This is a genomic window from Microbacterium plantarum (genome assembly GCF_035231185.1).
Lineage (GTDB): Bacteria > Actinomycetota > Actinomycetes > Actinomycetales > Microbacteriaceae > Microbacterium > Microbacterium plantarum.
In genome coordinates this window covers 1,373,639-1,388,776 of record NZ_CP141117.1, presented here as the reverse complement: position 1 = coordinate 1,388,776, position 15,138 = coordinate 1,373,639, and the positions used below count along the sequence as shown (strand labels likewise).

Genomic DNA, 15,138 nt, shown 5'->3' with positions numbered 1-15,138 from the left:
CATGCTGGACCTCGATATCGACGTACGCGAGAACGGTCGGGTCATCCGCCCCCACGGGCGGCTCACCATGGTCTCGGCCCGTCCTTTCCGCGAGCGGGTGACCGAAGAGATCGCCGCAGCGGGCGAATCGCCCGTGATCGTGGACCTGTCGGATGTCGCCTTCATCGACTCGTCGGGCCTCGGCGCCCTCGTCGCGTGCCTCAAGACCGCACGTCAAGGCGGCGGCGACCTGCGGCTCGCCGCGCCGAGCGAACAGGTGACCATGGTGCTCGGTCTGACGAACCTCGACCGCGTGCTCCGGCCGCGCGCCACCGTGCAGGACGCCCTCGATGGCTGAGGTCGTCCACCGGTCGCTCGTCGCCGATGTCTCGCTCGAGAGCGTCGAGGCCGTCCATGATCTGCTCGCATCGTGGTGGGAGGAAGCCGGCGACGTCGAGCCCCGTACGCGCTTCGCATTCGAGATCGCCGTCGTCGAGATCGCGGGCAACATCGTCGAGCACTCCGTAGCCGCGCACGGCGCCGAAGGACGGCACTTCACCCTCGACCTGCAGGCCACACCCGAGGCATTGACGGCGACCTTCGAGGACGACGCTCAGCCCGCCGAACTCGACCTCAGTGCTGTGACCATGGCCGACGCCGACTCCGAGGACGGCCGCGGCCTCGCCCTCGCCCTCGCGAGCGTCGACTCCGTCGAGCACCGCTACGAGAACGGGCGCAACGTCTGGACTCTCGAGTGCCGCCGCGAGTGACGCGGCACCTGCGGCGGGCGCTGGCGGCCCTGGCTTTAGCGACGGCCACCGCTCTTCTGACGGCGCCCGCGGCGATCGCTGATACCGGCGAGCCTGCCCCCGTCGCGCAGGACGGACTCTGGTTCGGCCCGGAGCTCGACTGGGGCTCGGACGGCCCCGACGGATACGCCGACCGGCTCGGCGAGACGCCCGCGACCTACGCCATCCGCTTGTCGTACCCACTCGATGACAGAGCCCGCCAGGACTGGTCCCGCGCGGCCACGGCGGCCTCCGCCCAGGGCGCCGTCCTCGTCCTGAGCATGGAACCGCGGGTTCCTCTCGCGGACCTGACGCGCGACGATGCCGCGGCGTTCAACGCGATGCTCGAGAAGATGCAGGGCGACTACGACACGCACCATCTCGTGCGTTTCGCCCCCGAGATGAACGGTTCGTGGACCTCGTGGGGGCAGCAGCCGCGCGAGTTCGTGCGCGCGTTCGAGGCCGTGTCCGACGTCGTCCACGACGGCGGATCGGGAGCCGAGATGGTCTGGGCCCCGTCATACGGCGCGGGGTACCCCTTCGAGCGCGCCGACGGGCGCCTCGACGACCTCTCCCCCGCGGACCTTCGAGCTCTCGACACCGACGCGGACGGACTGCTGACCGAGGCCGACGACCCGTACGGCCCCTACTTCCCCGACGCGGATGCCGTCGACCGGGTAGGCCTGACGATGTTCTACTTCGGCAAGGGCGAGTCGGGAGCTGCCGCGGGTCGCGACGTGCCGCTCGTGTCGAACAGCGCTCCTGACGAGGGTGAGGTGGCCGCGCGCCTCGACGAGCAGTGGGGCTACACCGTGCCGCAGGCGGAGACCTTCTACGACAGGTTCGCGGCGGGCGAGAGCCGGGACCTTCTGCTCGACACCGGCGCGCTCTACGACTTCTCACTCGACGGAGACACCGAGATCGCCGTCAAGCAGGGCTGGTGGCGCCAGGTGCTCGCCGAGCTGCCCGACCACCCGCGGATCACCGCGGTCACCTGGCTCGAGGCCGTGCGCGAGGAAGCCGAGGCCGGCGCCCAGGAAGTCGACTGGCGTCTGACCGCCTCGGGTGAGCTGGCGAGCGCGTTCCGCGCCGACCTCGCGGCATCCGGGCAGGTGCAGTGGAGTCCGATCACCGACGTGATCACCCCCGAGCAGGCCTCGGCCAGCACCGTGCAGGTGCGCGAGGGCAACGACGAGATGAACTGGATCACCGGCGCCGCCGCCGTGCTCGCCATCGCGTTTCTCGTCTCGGGGATCGTGGGACGGACGCTGCCGTCGTGGCGCTACCCCGACGATTCCGCGACTCGCGACCTGCGCATCGACATGATGCGGGGCTTCGTCATCATCGTGGTCGTCGTGACGCACATCGAGGTGCTGAGCCCCTACTCGTTCGCGTCGCTGAACATCATCGGCGCCATCACGGGTGCCGAGCTCTTCGTCCTGCTGAGCGGCGTCGTCCTCGGCATGGTCTTCCCCGCCGCAGTGAAACGCGGCGGGGAGTGGGGCGCGGCGCTCGCTGCGTGGGCGCGAGCGCGGAAGCAGTACCTCGTCGCGCTCGCCGTCATCCTGCTGATCTTCGTCGTCAGCTTCGTGCCGTTCATCGACGCGTCGGCGATCATGACGTTCACCGACCGCGGCACCGGCGAGGACGGTCAGGCGACCTCCGGCCGCGTCTACGACCTCTACCCGAATGCCGATCGCCTGCTCGACTACCCGCCGCCGTGGTACGCCGTGCGCCAGCTGCTGCTGCTCGAGATGGGACCGTGGCCCTTCAACATCATGGGGCTGTTCGTCGTGCTGAGCCTGGCCTACCCCGCGCTCATGTGGCTCATCCGCCGGCGCCTGTGGTGGCTCGTGCTGGCGGGCAGCTGGGGCCTGTACGCCCTCCACATCACGATGCCGGAGCTGTCACCGCTGCCGTCGCAGTTCAACGCGGTCTTCCCCCTGCTTGCCTGGCAGGTGCTCTTCACGCACGGACTCGTCATCGGGTACTACCGGCGCCAGATCATCCGGGCGCTCACCTCCACACCGGGGAAGATCCTCGTCGGGCTCTTCGTCGTCGGCTACGCCGGGTTCCTCGTCTATCTCTGGGCGGGCGACAGCTTCGGGTTCGAGCCGGCCCCGTTCCCTGCCGGCCTCTACGGGATGCTCTACGACTCGGGCTACCCGCGGATCGATCTGCACTGGGGGCGCCTGCTCGACCTCGTTCTCGTGATCACCTGCAGCTACGCCGTGCTCACGGTGGCCTGGAGGCCGATCAACGCGGTCATGGGGTGGCTCTGGATCCCGCTCGGGCAGGCGAGCCTCTACGTGTTCATCGTGCACGTGTTCTTCGTGCTCGCCGTCGCGAACATCCCCGGCCTCGACCGGCAGAGCTTCTGGCAGGGAACGCTGATCCATACCGCGGTCATCGCGCTCATCTACCTGATGGTGCGGCGGCGGTTCCTCTTCTCGGTGATCCCCCGCTGACGCGCGGTCAGAGCGCGCCCGCGCCGTGCGTCAGCGCACCGAGATGACCACCGCCGTCACGTCATCGTCGACGACGTGCTCGGAGACGCGGATGGACAGCTCGTCGAAGAAGGCATCCGGTTCGCTGGCGCGGCGGAGGTCTTCGCCGATGAGACGCAGGCTGTCGAGCGTGGAGTCATAGGCGTCGAGGGCCCCGTCCGAGACGGAGACGATCAGGTCGCCGTGACCGACCACGGTCTCGCCCGCCTCCCACTCGGCGTCGGAGGGGCGCAGGCCGAGCGGGAGGTTGCGGGAGCTCAGGCGCTCGCTCGTGCCGTCGGCGCGGAGAAGCAATGTGAGCCCGTGCCCCGCATCGACGTAGGCCACCCGGCCGCTCCGGGTCTCGATAACCGCGTGGAACAGGGTGGCGAAGGTCTCGCGATAGCGCTTGTCGTGCCGGGCATAGTCCTCGACCGAGAGCATCGCCTCGACGGGGTCGAGGTGGGCGCGCTGCTGGAGTGCGCCGATCAGCTCCTCGGCGAACCCGCCGGCCTCTTCACCCTTGCCCATGACGTCGGCGAGAGTGACGATGATGCGGTCTCCGACCTGTTGCCAGCTGCTCCGGTCACCGCTGACCTGCCCATACGGGATCGCCAGGGCGGCCAGGCGAACCTCCCCCGCCGCCAGACGGTCATCACGCACGGCCGGGGCGACCGACGCGGCGGGCACGGGCCCGGCACCGGAGACACCGGGATCGTCCATGCGCATCTCGGCCTGCGCCCATAAGCCGAAGCGCTCGAACGCGTCGCGGTCGGCGTCGCTGAGATCACGAGGCGAGGTGTCGAGCAGGCAGAGTGTGCCGACGGTCTCTCCCGCATCGGTGTGGATCGGAAAGCCCGCGTAGAAGCGGATGCCGTGCTCGGCGACGATCGCGCGGTCGGCGAACCGCGGGTCGGCGCGGCCGTCGGGAACCTCGAGGACGGCGGGCTGCTTGACGGCCTCGCCGCAGAACGAGTCCTCGATCGGGGTGTGCCGGAAGTCCGACTCCGCCGGCTGCGACTTCGTGAACACCGTCTCGGAGTTCACGACGTTGACGACGGCGTAATCGACGTCGAACATCTCGCGTGCGAGCCGCGTGATGCGGTCGAAGCGCTCCTCCGGGGCGGTGTCCATCAGACCGAGTCGCGTCACCGCGTCGTCGTTGACATCGAGTTGCTGGGTCATGAGTGGGCTCCCATCCACGCATTGCCGGTCCTCCGACCCTAGTCAGCGCGAATTCCTCCGGTAAGGAGGTTGCATCATCGCTGCGCGTCCGGGACTCAACGCAGCACGGTCCGGCTCGTCGCGGTCGCCTCGACCCTCACGCCGTCGGGCACGAACACCGATGACACCGGAGGGTGCCACACCGTCGCCACGGTGACTCGCGCGGACACCCCATCGGGCGTGCCGGCTTCGACCAGCGTCACGTCACCGGTTGCCGCGATGACCTCGGCGGCCAGGTCACGGACGTCGGCCGGGTCGAGCACAGTGCGCGGTGAGCCTTCGTCGACGACCAGCGCAAACCCGTCGGATGCCGCCAGGGCCGCGGCATCCGCGACGGCGTCCGCCCGCTTGTGGGCGAGATACAGGCTCATCGCGTCCGCGCCGACGAGGACGAGCACGATGGCGAGCAGGGCGTATCCGAGTGTGAGGGGCAGCACGCTCCCCTCGTCCCCCAGCCGGTGATGACGCCTCATGGCGCGCCCCACAGGCGCGGCATCCGTTGCACCGCGGTCGCCTCGATCGGAACACGGGCGAGCCGGTCGAGGCCGAGCACGGGAGGCACGAGCGGAAGCGTCGCCTCGGTCTCCGCGGTGACGCGGAACATCTCGCCCGGTCGCGGGCACGGACCAGCCCCGTCGCACGAGACGGCGAGCGCGAGATCGTCCGCCGCCATGCCGTACTCGGCGGCGATAGCGCGCGTGATCGCTTCAGCGCGCGTGTCGGCCTGGGCTACATCAGTGGCTGTCGCAACCGCGCGGGCGATGTGTCGTGCTGCCGCCTGAGCCGCGAACGTGTGCGACTGAACGATGCCGAGGGAGACGATCAGGTATACGACGGGGACGAGCAGGATGAGTCCTGCAGTCAGGAACTCGAGCGACGCCGACCCGTCGTCAGCACGGTGCCGCTTACTCCCCGTCGTCCGCAGGCGCATGCGCGGTCACCTCCCACGCTGCCGGGATGCCCATCAATCCGACGAGCGGCAGGGTCAGCCGCATCGTCACCTGCACCATGGTCGCGTCGTCGACCGCAGTGCGCTGTGCCCGAACGCCCTGCACGAACCCCGCCCCGAGCGTCCGGTCGACGATCTCCCGGGCGCGCGCGGCTCCCTCTCCGTCGGTCACGTCGGCGAGCGCGGCGTCGTAAGCGCCTTCGACAGCCGCGTCGTGAGCGACCCCTCGAACGTAGACGGCGAGAGCGAGCTGCATGACCCCCAGGGTCAGCAGGGTCAGCAGCGCTCCGACCATCACGAACTCCGCCGGACTCGACCCGCGGTCGTCGAGAGCGAACGCCATGTCAGAGTCCGGACACTCGCGCGATGGCCTGTTCGAACAGATTCGACAGCGCGGGCCCGGCGAGCGCCCAGATGACGACGACGAGCCCAGCCGTCATCAGGGTGACGAGCACCCAGCCGGGAACATCGCCTCGCTCGTCATGCCGGAGGTCTCGTGCGGCGCCGCGGGCCATCGCGACCGTTCGTCTCATGGTGTTTCCTTTCTTCGTCTTGGCCATGGCTCACAGTCCCAGGCGCAGCATCACGATGCCGGGGAACACCGCGAACAGAACCGAGAGAGGCAGCACGAGGAAGACCAGCGGAAGCAGCATGAGGATCTCCTTGCGCCCGGCCTGCTCGATCAGAACCCGCTTCGCGTCCTCGCGCGCATCGGCAGCCTGGGTCTGCAGGACCTGCGCCAACGGGGCGCCACGTTCGATGGCTCCCACGAGCTGGTCGACCGCGCGATCGATACTCCCCACGTCGAGGGAGCGCGCCATGTCGCGCAGGGCATCGATCAGGGTCGACCCGGTCCCGGCGGCCAAGACGGCGGCGCGCAGATGTGCGGTCAGTTCGCCGGCGCCCACCTCGCTGACGCGGCGCAACGCATCGTTGAGGCTCTCGCCCGCAGAGAGGCAGAGCGCGAGGAACTCCAGCACCGTGGGCACCTCTTCTCGCACCTGCCGCATCCGCTTCTCCGCGGCCTGGGCCAGCACCATGTGGAGACCGAGCATTCCGGCGGCAGCGAGAACGACCGGAAGCAGCAGCGTGGCGCCGTTCGCATCGCCGCGCATCACGACGGCGACGGTCAGCGCGGTGCCGAGCGTGAGTCCCCCGACCCCCGCGAGCAGCTGCCGGAGACGGAACCTCTCGGGCGTCAGCGCCCAGCCGGCCCGCAGGAGCCGTCGCCGGAGGGCTACCGGGCCGCCCAGCTTCGCGCCCATCCGCGTGGCGCGTTCCCGCCAGCCTGCGAGCCACGACGAGCCCGCATGGAGCGGGGTCAGGCCGATCGGATCGGCGATGTCGCGCAGATAGGGCGCAATCCTGCGCTCAAGAGGTGGCGCGACCCATCGCGGCATTCCGGAGATCGTGAGAAGCACACCGGCAGCAAGCGCTGTGCCCAGCACGACGGCAATGGCGAGCTCCGACACCCCGGTCACCGCACCCACCGCCGCGGTTCGGGAAGCCGGCCGATCCGCAGCATGACCCGGTATGCGAGGAACGACACCGCCGCGCCCACGATGATGAGGATCGCTCCCTCCGCCGAGGCATACGCGCGGGCCCCTTCCGGTCGAAGTGCCAGGAGCGTGAGCACCACCCAGGGAGCGATCAATCCGAGCACGGCTGCGCCTCGGATCCACGACTGGCGCGCCTCCACCTCGGCGCGGAGAGCCGCATCGGCGCGGACGGACGTCGACAGCGCCCTGAGAACCGGGACCAGCTCAGTCCCTCCGACCTGCCGGGCCATCCGGAGGGTCTCGACGATGCGGTCGGCCACCGGGTCTGCGAGAACCGCCTGCAGACGCGCGGCACTGGTGTCGAAATGACCGGACGCGGCGAGATCTCGCGCGAAGCCCCGGAAGGCGAGTCGCAGGGCGGCCGGCCCGGTCTCGGCGATCGACGAGACCGCGTCACCGAGCGGCATCCCGGCCCGAACCGATGCGACGAGCAGATCGCAGACGTCGGGCCAGAGCCCCCGGCGCACTTTCCGAAGTCGGCGGGCGCGCGAGCGCAGCCAGGCCGTCGGCAGCAGCGCTCCTGCCCCGGCAGCGACGGCGGCGACGACGGGGAGGGAGGTCACCAGCCAGGCAGCCGCGGCGGCGAGCGCTGCTGACCCGACCGATATGGCGCCGAGCCCGCTCACCGGCGCATGTGCGAACCCGGCGGATTCGAGGAGGCCGCGGCCGAATCCGCGAGCGCGACCGGATGTGGCTGGTGTCATCGCCTCACGAGGCGACAGCCACGGCGCGACGATGAGCACGAGCCCGGCGCCGAGGGTCGCGCCCCAGAAAAGGGTCACCCGTGGCTCCGATACACCGACCGGGTCGCGATCACACCGTCGGTCACCGCGCCGGTGGGCGACACGATCTCGGCGACGCGTCGGCGCCCCGAGTCCAGGAGCTCGCAGTGCACCACGATGTCGACGGATGCCGCGAGCGCGTCACGCACGAACTCGACGTCGATGTTCCGGCCGGCTAGTAGCGGGAGGGCCGAGAGCTTCCGCAGCGCGTCCGCGGCGGAATTGGCGTGCACCGTGGCGGCGGCGGGGACGCCGGTGTTGAGAGCGAGGAGCAGGTCGAGAGCTTCGGCATCGCGCACCTCCCCCACGACGAGACGGTCGGGTCGCATACGGAGCGCCTCCTTCACGAGGCGCCGCAGCGTCACTTCTCCCCCGCCCTCAAGGCTTGGCTGCCGGGCCTGCAGGGCGACGACGTCGGGCAGATCAACGGATAGCTCGAACGTCTCCTCCACCGTGACGACGCGCTGCTCGGCGGGGCTCGCTGCCATCAACGCGCTGAGCATGGTCGTCTTACCCGTGTGGGTGGCCCCGGACACGATGATGTTCCGTCCGCTCGCGATCGCGGCGCGCAGGATGTCCGCCGCCTCGGCCGTCACCGAGCCGACCGCCACCAGTTCGTCGAGCGTGCGGAACGTGCGGAGGAACTTACGGACGTTGACGGCCCAGTGCCGCGTGATGTCGGGGATGACGACATGGAGCCGGGAACCGTCGGGAAGCGACGCGTCGGCGAAGGGCTGACTCAAGTCGACGCGGCGACCGCTGGCGTGCAGCATCCGCTCGACCAGGTCGCGCACCTGCTCCTCGGTCAGGGTCAACGCGACCCTCTCGCTCCGTCCGCCGCGCGCGACGAAGACGCGGTCGGGAGCGTTGATCCACAGCTCCTCGACACTCGGATCATCGAGCAGCGCCTGCAAGGGCCCGTAACCGGCCACGGATGCCAGCACGCGGCGCACCGCAGCGGACTCGTCGTCAACCGCTTCGAGCCCGCGTGCCAGAGCGAAATCGTTGTGTCGCTGCACCTCCGCGACCGCGACGCGCTCGACCTCATCCGGGCGCGCGGCAGGATCGATGCCCTCCGACCGCAGCCGATCGCGCAGACGGCACGCGATCCGCGTCTCGGGCGGCAGGTCAGGCGGCTCGGACCCGGAAGCGGACGAGAGGGAATTGCTCACCCGCAGCATCGTGGTCGTTACCTCGTCAGCCCGTGGCGACTTTCCACAGGGCTAGCTCCAGCGCTCAGGCCGGCGCCGGCGATCGAGGCGCTACCCTGCCTGATCCCGGGCCTCGTGAAGCGTTCGCGCGAGCGACAGCACTGCCGTCTTGTACAGCTCGGGTCTCACATTCTCCGGGTCGAAAAGGGCCAGCGCAGACAATCCCAAGTCGAGGGCCGTCAGGATGCGGAACTGATCGGCGGGAGGCATTTGCGCGAACCTGCTGTCGGCCGGGATCGGGGACGCGTCGGCCGGGATGTCGTCGGGCGGCGATATGAACCCGAGGAACTCAGCCGTTAGTCGGTCATCCCGCAGCGCGTAAGGAATGAAGTCGAAGACCAACCGCGCGTAGCTGGCGCGATCGCCGCTTCTCGCAGTGCGGATCCAGATGTCGCACCACGCTTCGAGTCGTTCATCGTCATTCGTCGCCCTCTCGAGGGTGGCACGAAAGTCCTGTGCCTCCGGCGAGAGCGCCTGACGGTATCGGATGACCTCCAGGATCAGTTGACCTTTGTCGCGGAAGTTGGAGTAGACCGCCCCCTTCGTCAGTCCGGCTTCCAGCGCCACGTCGTCGAGAGAGGCGCCTGCAACGCCGTGCGCGGCGAAGATCCGCTCTGCCGCTTCGAGCAACAGCGTCCTGTTCCGCTGCCGCTGTTCATCGCGGGTCGTCCGTGTCATGGGTCGAATCCTAGAACAGCGCGACCAGCCGCCTTCGACACCGTCGAGGCGTTGATCCGGGTTTCGAATACTGTCAGTATCTGGATATGGAACGCGTGGCAGCTGGCACCGACGCCCTATCGCTGGAGCAGATCACCAAGATCTACAAGCGAGGGGGTACTGCGGCGAATCGGGCGGTCAGCCTGACCTTCCGCCCGGGTGAGCTCGTCGCGTTGGTCGGCCACAACGGGGCGGGGAAGACCACACTCCTCAATCAGATCATCGGAGTGGTGAAACCCACCTCCGGGGACATCCGTTACGGAGCAGCCTCGCTCGTTTCGTCACCGGATCTCGCGCGCCGGGTCGCGTCGATGATGCCGCAGATGCACGCTCCGCTGACGGGCGTGACGCCGTGGCAGGCGATAACGTCGATCGCCCGATTGAGGGGCCTCTCTGGATCAGATGCCAAGACCGCCGCGCTCGGCTTGATCGACTCGCTCGACATCGAGCCCTGGAAGAACACGGTCGGCGAGAAGCTCTCGGGCGGCCTGCGTCGACTGACGTCGTTCGCGATGGCTGTGATCGCGCCCCCACCGGTGCTGTTGATTGATGAGCCCACCAACGACGTCGACCCGATCCGGCGGCCCCTGATCTGGCGACATCTGCGCCGGCTCGCCGATGACGGACATACCGTCGTGGTGGTCACGCACAACCTGGTCGAAGTCCAGCGCGCCGCCGACTGGTACGTGTTGCTCCAGAACGGCACGGTCCTCGTCGACAGCACGCCGAGCCAACTGCGTCAACAGGCGCGCACCGCCACCCTCACCGTTTCTCTCCATCCCGGTTGCGAGGTCACGACAACTCCCCCGGTCGCAGCGCACATGGTCGACGACGACGGGCAGCTCACACTCGACCTGGAACCGGCGCAGATCCCCGCCGCGATCGAATGGGTGCTCCACCTGGTCGATACCGGCACCGCTGACACCTATGCGCTCGCGCCGGCATCGCTCGAAACCCTGTACGAAGGGATCACCCATGGCCGTTGACGTTCTCACGACCCCGACGATCAGCGTGCCACGCCGGCGCGCGTGGCTCGGCAGCTGGTGGGGTCTTGTCCGGTGGAGCCTGACTCGGCACAAATACCTCTTGCCGGCGTTCACCGTCGTGCAAGCCCTGTTCGCCATCGCGATCGTCTACGGCCTCGCGCTGATGATCCCGAACATCGGTACCGAGGCAGCCCGCTATCTCTCCTCAGGCGCCTGGACGCTGGGAATCATTGCCGTCGGGTGCGTGCTCGCCCCGCAGATCATGAGCACCTCGAAGCAGGAGGGCCTGCTCGACTATCAGAGAACCCTTCCGGTTCCGCGCTCCGCGATCCTCCTCGCTGACGCCGTCGTCTGGAGCTTCGCCGCGTTGCCCGGGATCGCGGTCGGAATGCTCGCCGCGTTCCTGCGCTTCGGGCTCGACATCCACATCGACCTGCTCACCGTGGCCGCGATCCTCGCTGCGCAATTCACCGCGGTGAGCATCGGCTACGCGATCGCGCTCTGGCTGCCGATGGGTGCCACGTCTCTCGTGACGCAGGTCATCATGATCGGGGGCTTGCTGTTTTCACCGATCACCTACCCCGCCGAGCGCCTCCCCGAATGGGCCGTCACACTCCACCAGTTCCTTCCGTTCGCGCCGATGGCAGACATCATCCGCGAAGCGGCTTTTCGGACCGGCGAGAGCCCGGTGGTGAACATCATCGTCGTGGCCGCGTGGGCGACGGCGGCATACTCGACGGCCTATCTCGCGCTTCGCAAGAGGCGATGATCTCGCCATCAGCCGTTCCGTGCGCGTCTACCGCGCAGGCGAGCCCCTGTCATACGCCATGCCCGCGGCATTTATGACGGAGATGTCTGCTTCCAGTTTGGGCGGACTTTCCATGCGACGAAGGCGCTTGCTGCGAAGATCGCTCCGAGCACGGCAGGGATCCAACTCTGCACGGTGGCGTCATCGCCGAGCGCCGCTGGTAGCAACCAGATCAGGCTCGCTCCCGCCGCCGCTGCGATGATGAAGAAGAGCAGAAAGTGGCCTCTCGAACGCTTCATAACTCACCTCCGGTGAAGCAGCCCATGACGGCTCCGATAGACGCGCCGCCAACGGCCGCGGTGCCGCCGATGCATGCTGCACAGATGGTAGCAGTGGGGGCGTAACGGGCACCCGGCATCGTGGCCGCTACCCCGTGAAGCGGTGGCGACCTTCCACAGGGCCGGTCGGCTCACCACCTCGCCACCCCAGCCTCACCCGAGCAATTCGATGCCGAACCCCGCGACGACGGCCCGCACCTCGTCGAGATACCGCTGCGCCTGCTCCGTGAGCGGAACAGCCGTGCGGCCGATCCAGCCGATCTCGATGCGCTCGTCGACGTCGAGGGGCACGGCGACGATCTCGGGGTCGAGGTCGTCGCTGATGATGCCCGTCGAGATCGTGTAGCCGTCGAGGCCGATCATGAGGTTGAAGATCGTCGCACGGTCCGACACCCGGATCTCCTGCTTGCTCGAGAGCGTCGAGAGGATCTCCTCGGCGAAGTAGAACGAGTTGTTCGCACCCTGGTCGAACGTCAGGCGGGGCAGGTCGGCGAGGTCGTCGAGCGTCGCGCGGGCCCGCGAGGCGAGCGGGTTCCGGCGCGCGACGAAGATGTGCGGCTGGGCGACGAACAGCGGGTGGAACGCGAGCCCGGAATCGCGCAGCAGCTTGTCGATGACATTCCGGTTGAAGTCGTTGCGGAACAGGATGCCGAGCTCGCTGCGCAGCGTCCGGACGTCTTCGATGATGTCCCACGTCCGGGTCTCGCGCAGCGAGAACTCGTACTCCGGCGCCCCGGTGCTCCTGACCATCCGAACGAACGCGTCGACGGCGAACGAGTAGTGCTGCGTCGAGACTCCGAGCAACCGGCGCGACGGCGGCCGCCCCAGGTAGCGCTGTTCGAGCAGCTCGGCCTGCTCGACGACCTGGCGCGCGTATCCCAAGAACTCCACGCCGTCGGTCGTGAGAGTCACCCCGCGGGCCGAGCGGACGAGCAAATCGCGGCCCACCCGGGTCTCGAGGTCCTTCATCGCGGCTGACATCGTGGGCTGCGCGACATAGAGCAGATCGGATGCCGCTGAGATCGAGCCCTCAGCGGCCACCTCGATGAAGTACTGCAGCTGCTGCAGGGTGATCCCGCTCCGACGACCGGCCATAGGCCCAGGCTATAGCAAAGGATAGTGACAGCGGATTACCCGATGGCTTCCCTCTACCCGCACCATGGAGCCAACATCTTCCGCATGGCTCCTCGGAGCTCCGCTCGATTGGCTGCTCATGGCGAACGACTTCACGTTCCGCATCTCGACGACTCGCTTCGACGAGGACTACTCCCCCTCCGACTCATCGCGGATCACGACGAACTTCGCCAACCTCGCCCGCGGCGAGCGCCGCCGGGAGAACCTCCGCGCAGCGCTCTCGATGATCGACGCTCGCCTGAACGACCTCGCCCGCACCGACAACCCGGAGGGCGACTGCTACACCGCCGAGCTCGACATCGTCTCGGCGAACCTGCGGTTCGAGGATGACGCCGAGGACGCGGCGACGCACGCTGCCGACGACCGCGAGTTCCCGTTGCTCGAGGTGCTCGACATCCACATCCTCGACCGGCAGACCGGCGAGCGCCACCACGGCATCGTCGGCAACAACTTCTCGTCGTACCTGCGCGACTACGACTTCAGCATCCTGTTGCCGTCCGCGCAGCAGACGCCCGGTGCGTTCACGGTGCCGGATGGGTTCGGCGACCTCCACGGGAAGCTCTTCCAGCACTTCCTCGAGTCCGAGGCCTACCGCGAGCGGTTCCCCCAGTTGCCCGTCGTGTGCATCAGCGTGTCGACGAGCCGGACCTACCAGCGCAACGGCAACCGGCATCCGGTCCTCGGCGTCGAGTACGAGCAGGACTCGTTCTCGCTGACGGACGAGTACTTCGCGAAGATGGGGCTGCAGGTGCGGTACTTCATGCCGCGCGGAAGCGTCGCGCCGCTGGCGTTCTACCACCGCGGCGACCTGCTCGGCGACTACACCGATCTGCAGCTGATCGGCACGATCAGCACGATGGAGACGTTCCAGAAGATCTACCGGCCCGAGATCTACAACGCGACCGTGCCCGCCGGCGAGGTCTACCGGCCCACCCTCGAGAGTGACGACTTCGTGCGGACGGACATCACCTACGACCGGGTCGAGCGCAGCCAGCTCGCCACGACGCAGGGCAAGTACGCCGAGGAGCACTTCGTGACCCCCCACCGTCAGGTCCTCAGCCGCTGGGCCGCCCGCTACGCCGCCCCGACCGCCGAGGCCGTGCCGGCCGCGCTGACCCGCTGAGACGAAGGACGATCCGTGTCGCACACCCTCTTGCCCGCGTCCACCGTCGGCAGCCTGCCCAAGCCGTCCTGGCTCGCCAAGCCCGAAGTTCTGTGGTCGCCGTGGGAGCTGACCGGCGATGTGCTCGTCGAAGGAAAGCGCGACGCCCTCCGCGCTGCCGTTCACGAGCAGGAGCGCCGCGGACTCGACATCATCAGCGACGGCGAACAGACGCGCCAGCACTTCGTCACGACCTTCATCGAGCACCTCGACGGTGTCGACTTCGAGCGGCGCGAGACCGTCCGCATTCGCGACCGCTACGACGCGAGCGTCCCCACGGTCGTCGGCGCCGTCAGCCGCCGCCGGCCGGTGTTCGTCGATGACGCGGCCTTCCTCCGACAGCAGACCGACCGGCCCATCAAGTGGGCGCTCCCCGGCCCCATGACCATGATCGACACGCTGGCCGATCGCCACTACGCAAGCCGCGAAAAGCTCGCGTGGGAGTTCGCCACGATCCTCAACCAGGAGGCCCGCGAGCTCGAGGCCGCCGGCGTCGACATCATCCAGTTCGACGAGCCCGCGTTCAACGTGTTCTTCGACGAGATGAAGGACTGGGGCATCGCCGCGCTCGAGCGAGCAGCCGAGGGCCTGCGCGCCGAGACGGTGGTGCACATCTGCTACGGCTACGGCATCACGGCGAACAACGAATGGAAGGCGACGCTCGGCCCCGAGTGGCGGCAGTACGAGGAGTCCTTCCCGCTGCTGCAGCGCTCGAGCATCGACGTCATCTCGCTCGAGAGCCATCATTCGCGTGTTCCGGTCGAGCTGATCGAGCTCATCCGAGGCAAGAAGGTCATGCTCGGCGCCATCGACGTCGCCAGCCACGAGATCGAGACCCCGGATGAAGTGGCCGAGACCCTTCGTCGCGCCCTCGCGTTCGTCGACGCCGACAAGCTGATCCCGAGCACGAACTGCGGCATGGCGCCGCTGCCCCGCACTGTCGCGTACGACAAGATCAGCGCTCTGGTGGCCGGGGCCGCCATCGTCCGAGCCGAGGTCTCCGAGCCGAGCGCGCTCGCCGCGCGCTGACCGGGGTTATCCCCGGCCCGCCGCCCCCTTTCCGCCCGCGCATCGA

17 protein-coding genes are annotated in these 15,138 nt (G+C 68.5%); 7 read left to right on the top strand and 10 right to left on the bottom strand.

Annotation, left to right across the window (positions count from 1 at the left end; all coding sequences use genetic code 11):
• Window position 1: 1 nt before the first annotated feature.
• The 3 genes from VC184_RS06630 to opgC are packed head-to-tail and all read left to right on the top strand — an operon-like array spanning window position 2 to window position 3,235.
• A complete protein-coding gene (locus VC184_RS06630; protein ID WP_323987586.1) occupies window positions 2-337 on the top strand; it encodes an STAS domain-containing protein in 336 nt (111 codons plus the stop codon).
• Complete coding sequence (locus tag VC184_RS06625; protein ID WP_323987585.1) at window positions 330-749, top strand: ATP-binding protein; 420 nt, start codon at window positions 330-332, stop codon at window positions 747-749. The genes VC184_RS06630 and VC184_RS06625 overlap by 8 nt, the downstream gene beginning before the upstream one ends.
• Window positions 746-3,235 carry an OpgC domain-containing protein gene (gene opgC / locus VC184_RS06620; protein ID WP_323987583.1) on the top strand — a complete coding sequence of 830 codons (2,490 nt, stop codon included), beginning with the start codon at window positions 746-748 and terminating at the stop codon, window positions 3,233-3,235. Before VC184_RS06625 ends, opgC begins: the two co-directional genes overlap by 4 nt.
• 30 nt (window positions 3,236-3,265) lie before the next feature.
• On the opposite strand, the gene VC184_RS06615 is transcribed toward opgC, so the two are convergent.
• The 9 genes from VC184_RS06615 to VC184_RS06575 all read right to left on the bottom strand — a co-directional run bounded on the left by VC184_RS06615 (window position 3,266) and on the right by VC184_RS06575 (window position 9,656).
• Window positions 3,266-4,438, bottom strand: coding sequence for a SpoIIE family protein phosphatase (locus VC184_RS06615; protein ID WP_282502464.1), 1,173 nt, complete (start codon window positions 4,436-4,438; stop codon window positions 3,266-3,268).
• Between the two features lie 95 nt (window positions 4,439-4,533).
• Window positions 4,534-4,950 carry a pilus assembly protein TadG-related protein gene (locus VC184_RS06610; RefSeq protein WP_282502463.1) on the bottom strand — a complete coding sequence of 139 codons (417 nt, stop codon included), beginning with the start codon at window positions 4,948-4,950 and terminating at the stop codon, window positions 4,534-4,536.
• On the bottom strand, window positions 4,947-5,408 hold the full coding sequence (locus tag VC184_RS06605; protein WP_282502462.1) for a TadE family protein: 462 nt from the start codon (window positions 5,406-5,408) through the stop codon (window positions 4,947-4,949). The genes VC184_RS06610 and VC184_RS06605 overlap by 4 nt, the downstream gene beginning before the upstream one ends.
• On the bottom strand, window positions 5,383-5,769 hold the full coding sequence (locus VC184_RS06600) for a TadE/TadG family type IV pilus assembly protein (protein ID WP_282502461.1): 387 nt from the start codon (window positions 5,767-5,769) through the stop codon (window positions 5,383-5,385). The genes VC184_RS06605 and VC184_RS06600 overlap by 26 nt, the downstream gene beginning before the upstream one ends.
• Window position 5,770: 1 nt before the next feature.
• Window positions 5,771-5,959, bottom strand: a complete 189-nt coding sequence (locus VC184_RS06595) for a hypothetical protein (RefSeq protein ID WP_146751994.1) — start codon at window positions 5,957-5,959, stop codon at window positions 5,771-5,773.
• A 30-nt stretch (window positions 5,960-5,989) separates the two neighbouring features.
• A complete protein-coding gene (locus VC184_RS06590) occupies window positions 5,990-6,907 on the bottom strand; it encodes a type II secretion system F family protein (protein ID WP_323987577.1) in 918 nt (305 codons plus the stop codon).
• Complete coding sequence (locus VC184_RS06585) at window positions 6,904-7,767, bottom strand: type II secretion system F family protein (protein ID WP_323987575.1); 864 nt, start codon at window positions 7,765-7,767, stop codon at window positions 6,904-6,906. Before VC184_RS06585 ends, VC184_RS06590 begins: the two co-directional genes overlap by 4 nt.
• The gene (locus tag VC184_RS06580; protein ID WP_407667132.1) at window positions 7,764-8,939 is read right to left on the bottom strand and encodes a CpaF family protein; all 1,176 of its coding nucleotides are present in this window, start codon (window positions 8,937-8,939) and stop codon (window positions 7,764-7,766) included. The genes VC184_RS06585 and VC184_RS06580 overlap by 4 nt, the downstream gene beginning before the upstream one ends.
• 90 nt (window positions 8,940-9,029) lie before the next feature.
• Window positions 9,030-9,656 carry a TetR family transcriptional regulator gene (locus tag VC184_RS06575; protein ID WP_323987574.1) on the bottom strand — a complete coding sequence of 209 codons (627 nt, stop codon included), beginning with the start codon at window positions 9,654-9,656 and terminating at the stop codon, window positions 9,030-9,032.
• 86 nt (window positions 9,657-9,742) lie between these two features.
• On the opposite strand from VC184_RS06575, the gene VC184_RS06570 reads away from it, so the two are divergent.
• Window positions 9,743-10,681: an ABC transporter ATP-binding protein gene (locus VC184_RS06570; RefSeq protein ID WP_323987573.1), complete on the top strand. Its 939-nt coding sequence runs from the start codon at window positions 9,743-9,745 to the stop codon at window positions 10,679-10,681.
• Complete coding sequence (locus VC184_RS06565) at window positions 10,671-11,450, top strand: ABC transporter permease (RefSeq protein ID WP_323987572.1); 780 nt, start codon at window positions 10,671-10,673, stop codon at window positions 11,448-11,450. Before VC184_RS06570 ends, VC184_RS06565 begins: the two co-directional genes overlap by 11 nt.
• A gap of 470 nt (window positions 11,451-11,920) precedes the next feature.
• Here VC184_RS06565 and VC184_RS06560 read toward each other — a convergent pair whose 3' ends face one another.
• Window positions 11,921-12,862 (bottom strand): LysR family transcriptional regulator, encoded by a 942-nt coding sequence (locus VC184_RS06560; protein ID WP_323987571.1) that lies wholly within the window; start codon window positions 12,860-12,862, stop codon window positions 11,921-11,923.
• A 118-nt stretch (window positions 12,863-12,980) separates the two neighbouring features.
• Between VC184_RS06560 and VC184_RS06555 the strand changes: the two genes are divergently transcribed.
• Both VC184_RS06555 and VC184_RS06550 read left to right on the top strand, forming a co-directional pair.
• Entirely contained in the window at window positions 12,981-14,024 is a 1,044-nt protein-coding gene (locus tag VC184_RS06555; protein WP_323987730.1) for a putative oxygenase MesX, read from the top strand.
• 15 nt (window positions 14,025-14,039) lie between these two features.
• A complete protein-coding gene (locus VC184_RS06550) occupies window positions 14,040-15,092 on the top strand; it encodes a methionine synthase (RefSeq protein ID WP_269266476.1) in 1,053 nt (350 codons plus the stop codon).
• The last annotated feature ends 46 nt before the right edge of the window (window positions 15,093-15,138 follow it).

Bases quoted from the DNA above. Each gene is read 5' to 3' on its own strand.
- VC184_RS06605 (WP_282502462.1), bottom strand. From the start codon at position 5,408: ATGCGCCTGCGGACGACGGGGAGTAAGCGGCACCGTGCTGACGACGGG.
- VC184_RS06565 (WP_323987572.1), top strand. From the start codon at position 10,671: ATGGCCGTTGACGTTCTCACGACCCCGACGATCAGCGTGCCACGCCGG.
- VC184_RS06630 (WP_323987586.1), top strand. From the start codon at position 2: ATGCTGGACCTCGATATCGACGTACGCGAGAACGGTCGGGTCATCCGC.
- VC184_RS06610 (WP_282502463.1), bottom strand. From the start codon at position 4,950: ATGAGGCGTCATCACCGGCTGGGGGACGAGGGGAGCGTGCTGCCCCTC.
- VC184_RS06575 (WP_323987574.1), bottom strand. From the start codon at position 9,656: ATGACACGGACGACCCGCGATGAACAGCGGCAGCGGAACAGGACGCTG.
- VC184_RS06615 (WP_282502464.1), bottom strand. From the start codon at position 4,438: ATGACCCAGCAACTCGATGTCAACGACGACGCGGTGACGCGACTCGGT.
- VC184_RS06560 (WP_323987571.1), bottom strand. From the start codon at position 12,862: ATGGCCGGTCGTCGGAGCGGGATCACCCTGCAGCAGCTGCAGTACTTC.
- VC184_RS06595 (WP_146751994.1), bottom strand. From the start codon at position 5,959: ATGAGACGAACGGTCGCGATGGCCCGCGGCGCCGCACGAGACCTCCGG.
- VC184_RS06625 (WP_323987585.1), top strand. From the start codon at position 330: ATGGCTGAGGTCGTCCACCGGTCGCTCGTCGCCGATGTCTCGCTCGAG.
- VC184_RS06555 (WP_323987730.1), top strand. From the start codon at position 12,981: ATGGCGAACGACTTCACGTTCCGCATCTCGACGACTCGCTTCGACGAG.
- VC184_RS06600 (WP_282502461.1), bottom strand. From the start codon at position 5,769: ATGGCGTTCGCTCTCGACGACCGCGGGTCGAGTCCGGCGGAGTTCGTG.
- VC184_RS06570 (WP_323987573.1), top strand. From the start codon at position 9,743: ATGGAACGCGTGGCAGCTGGCACCGACGCCCTATCGCTGGAGCAGATC.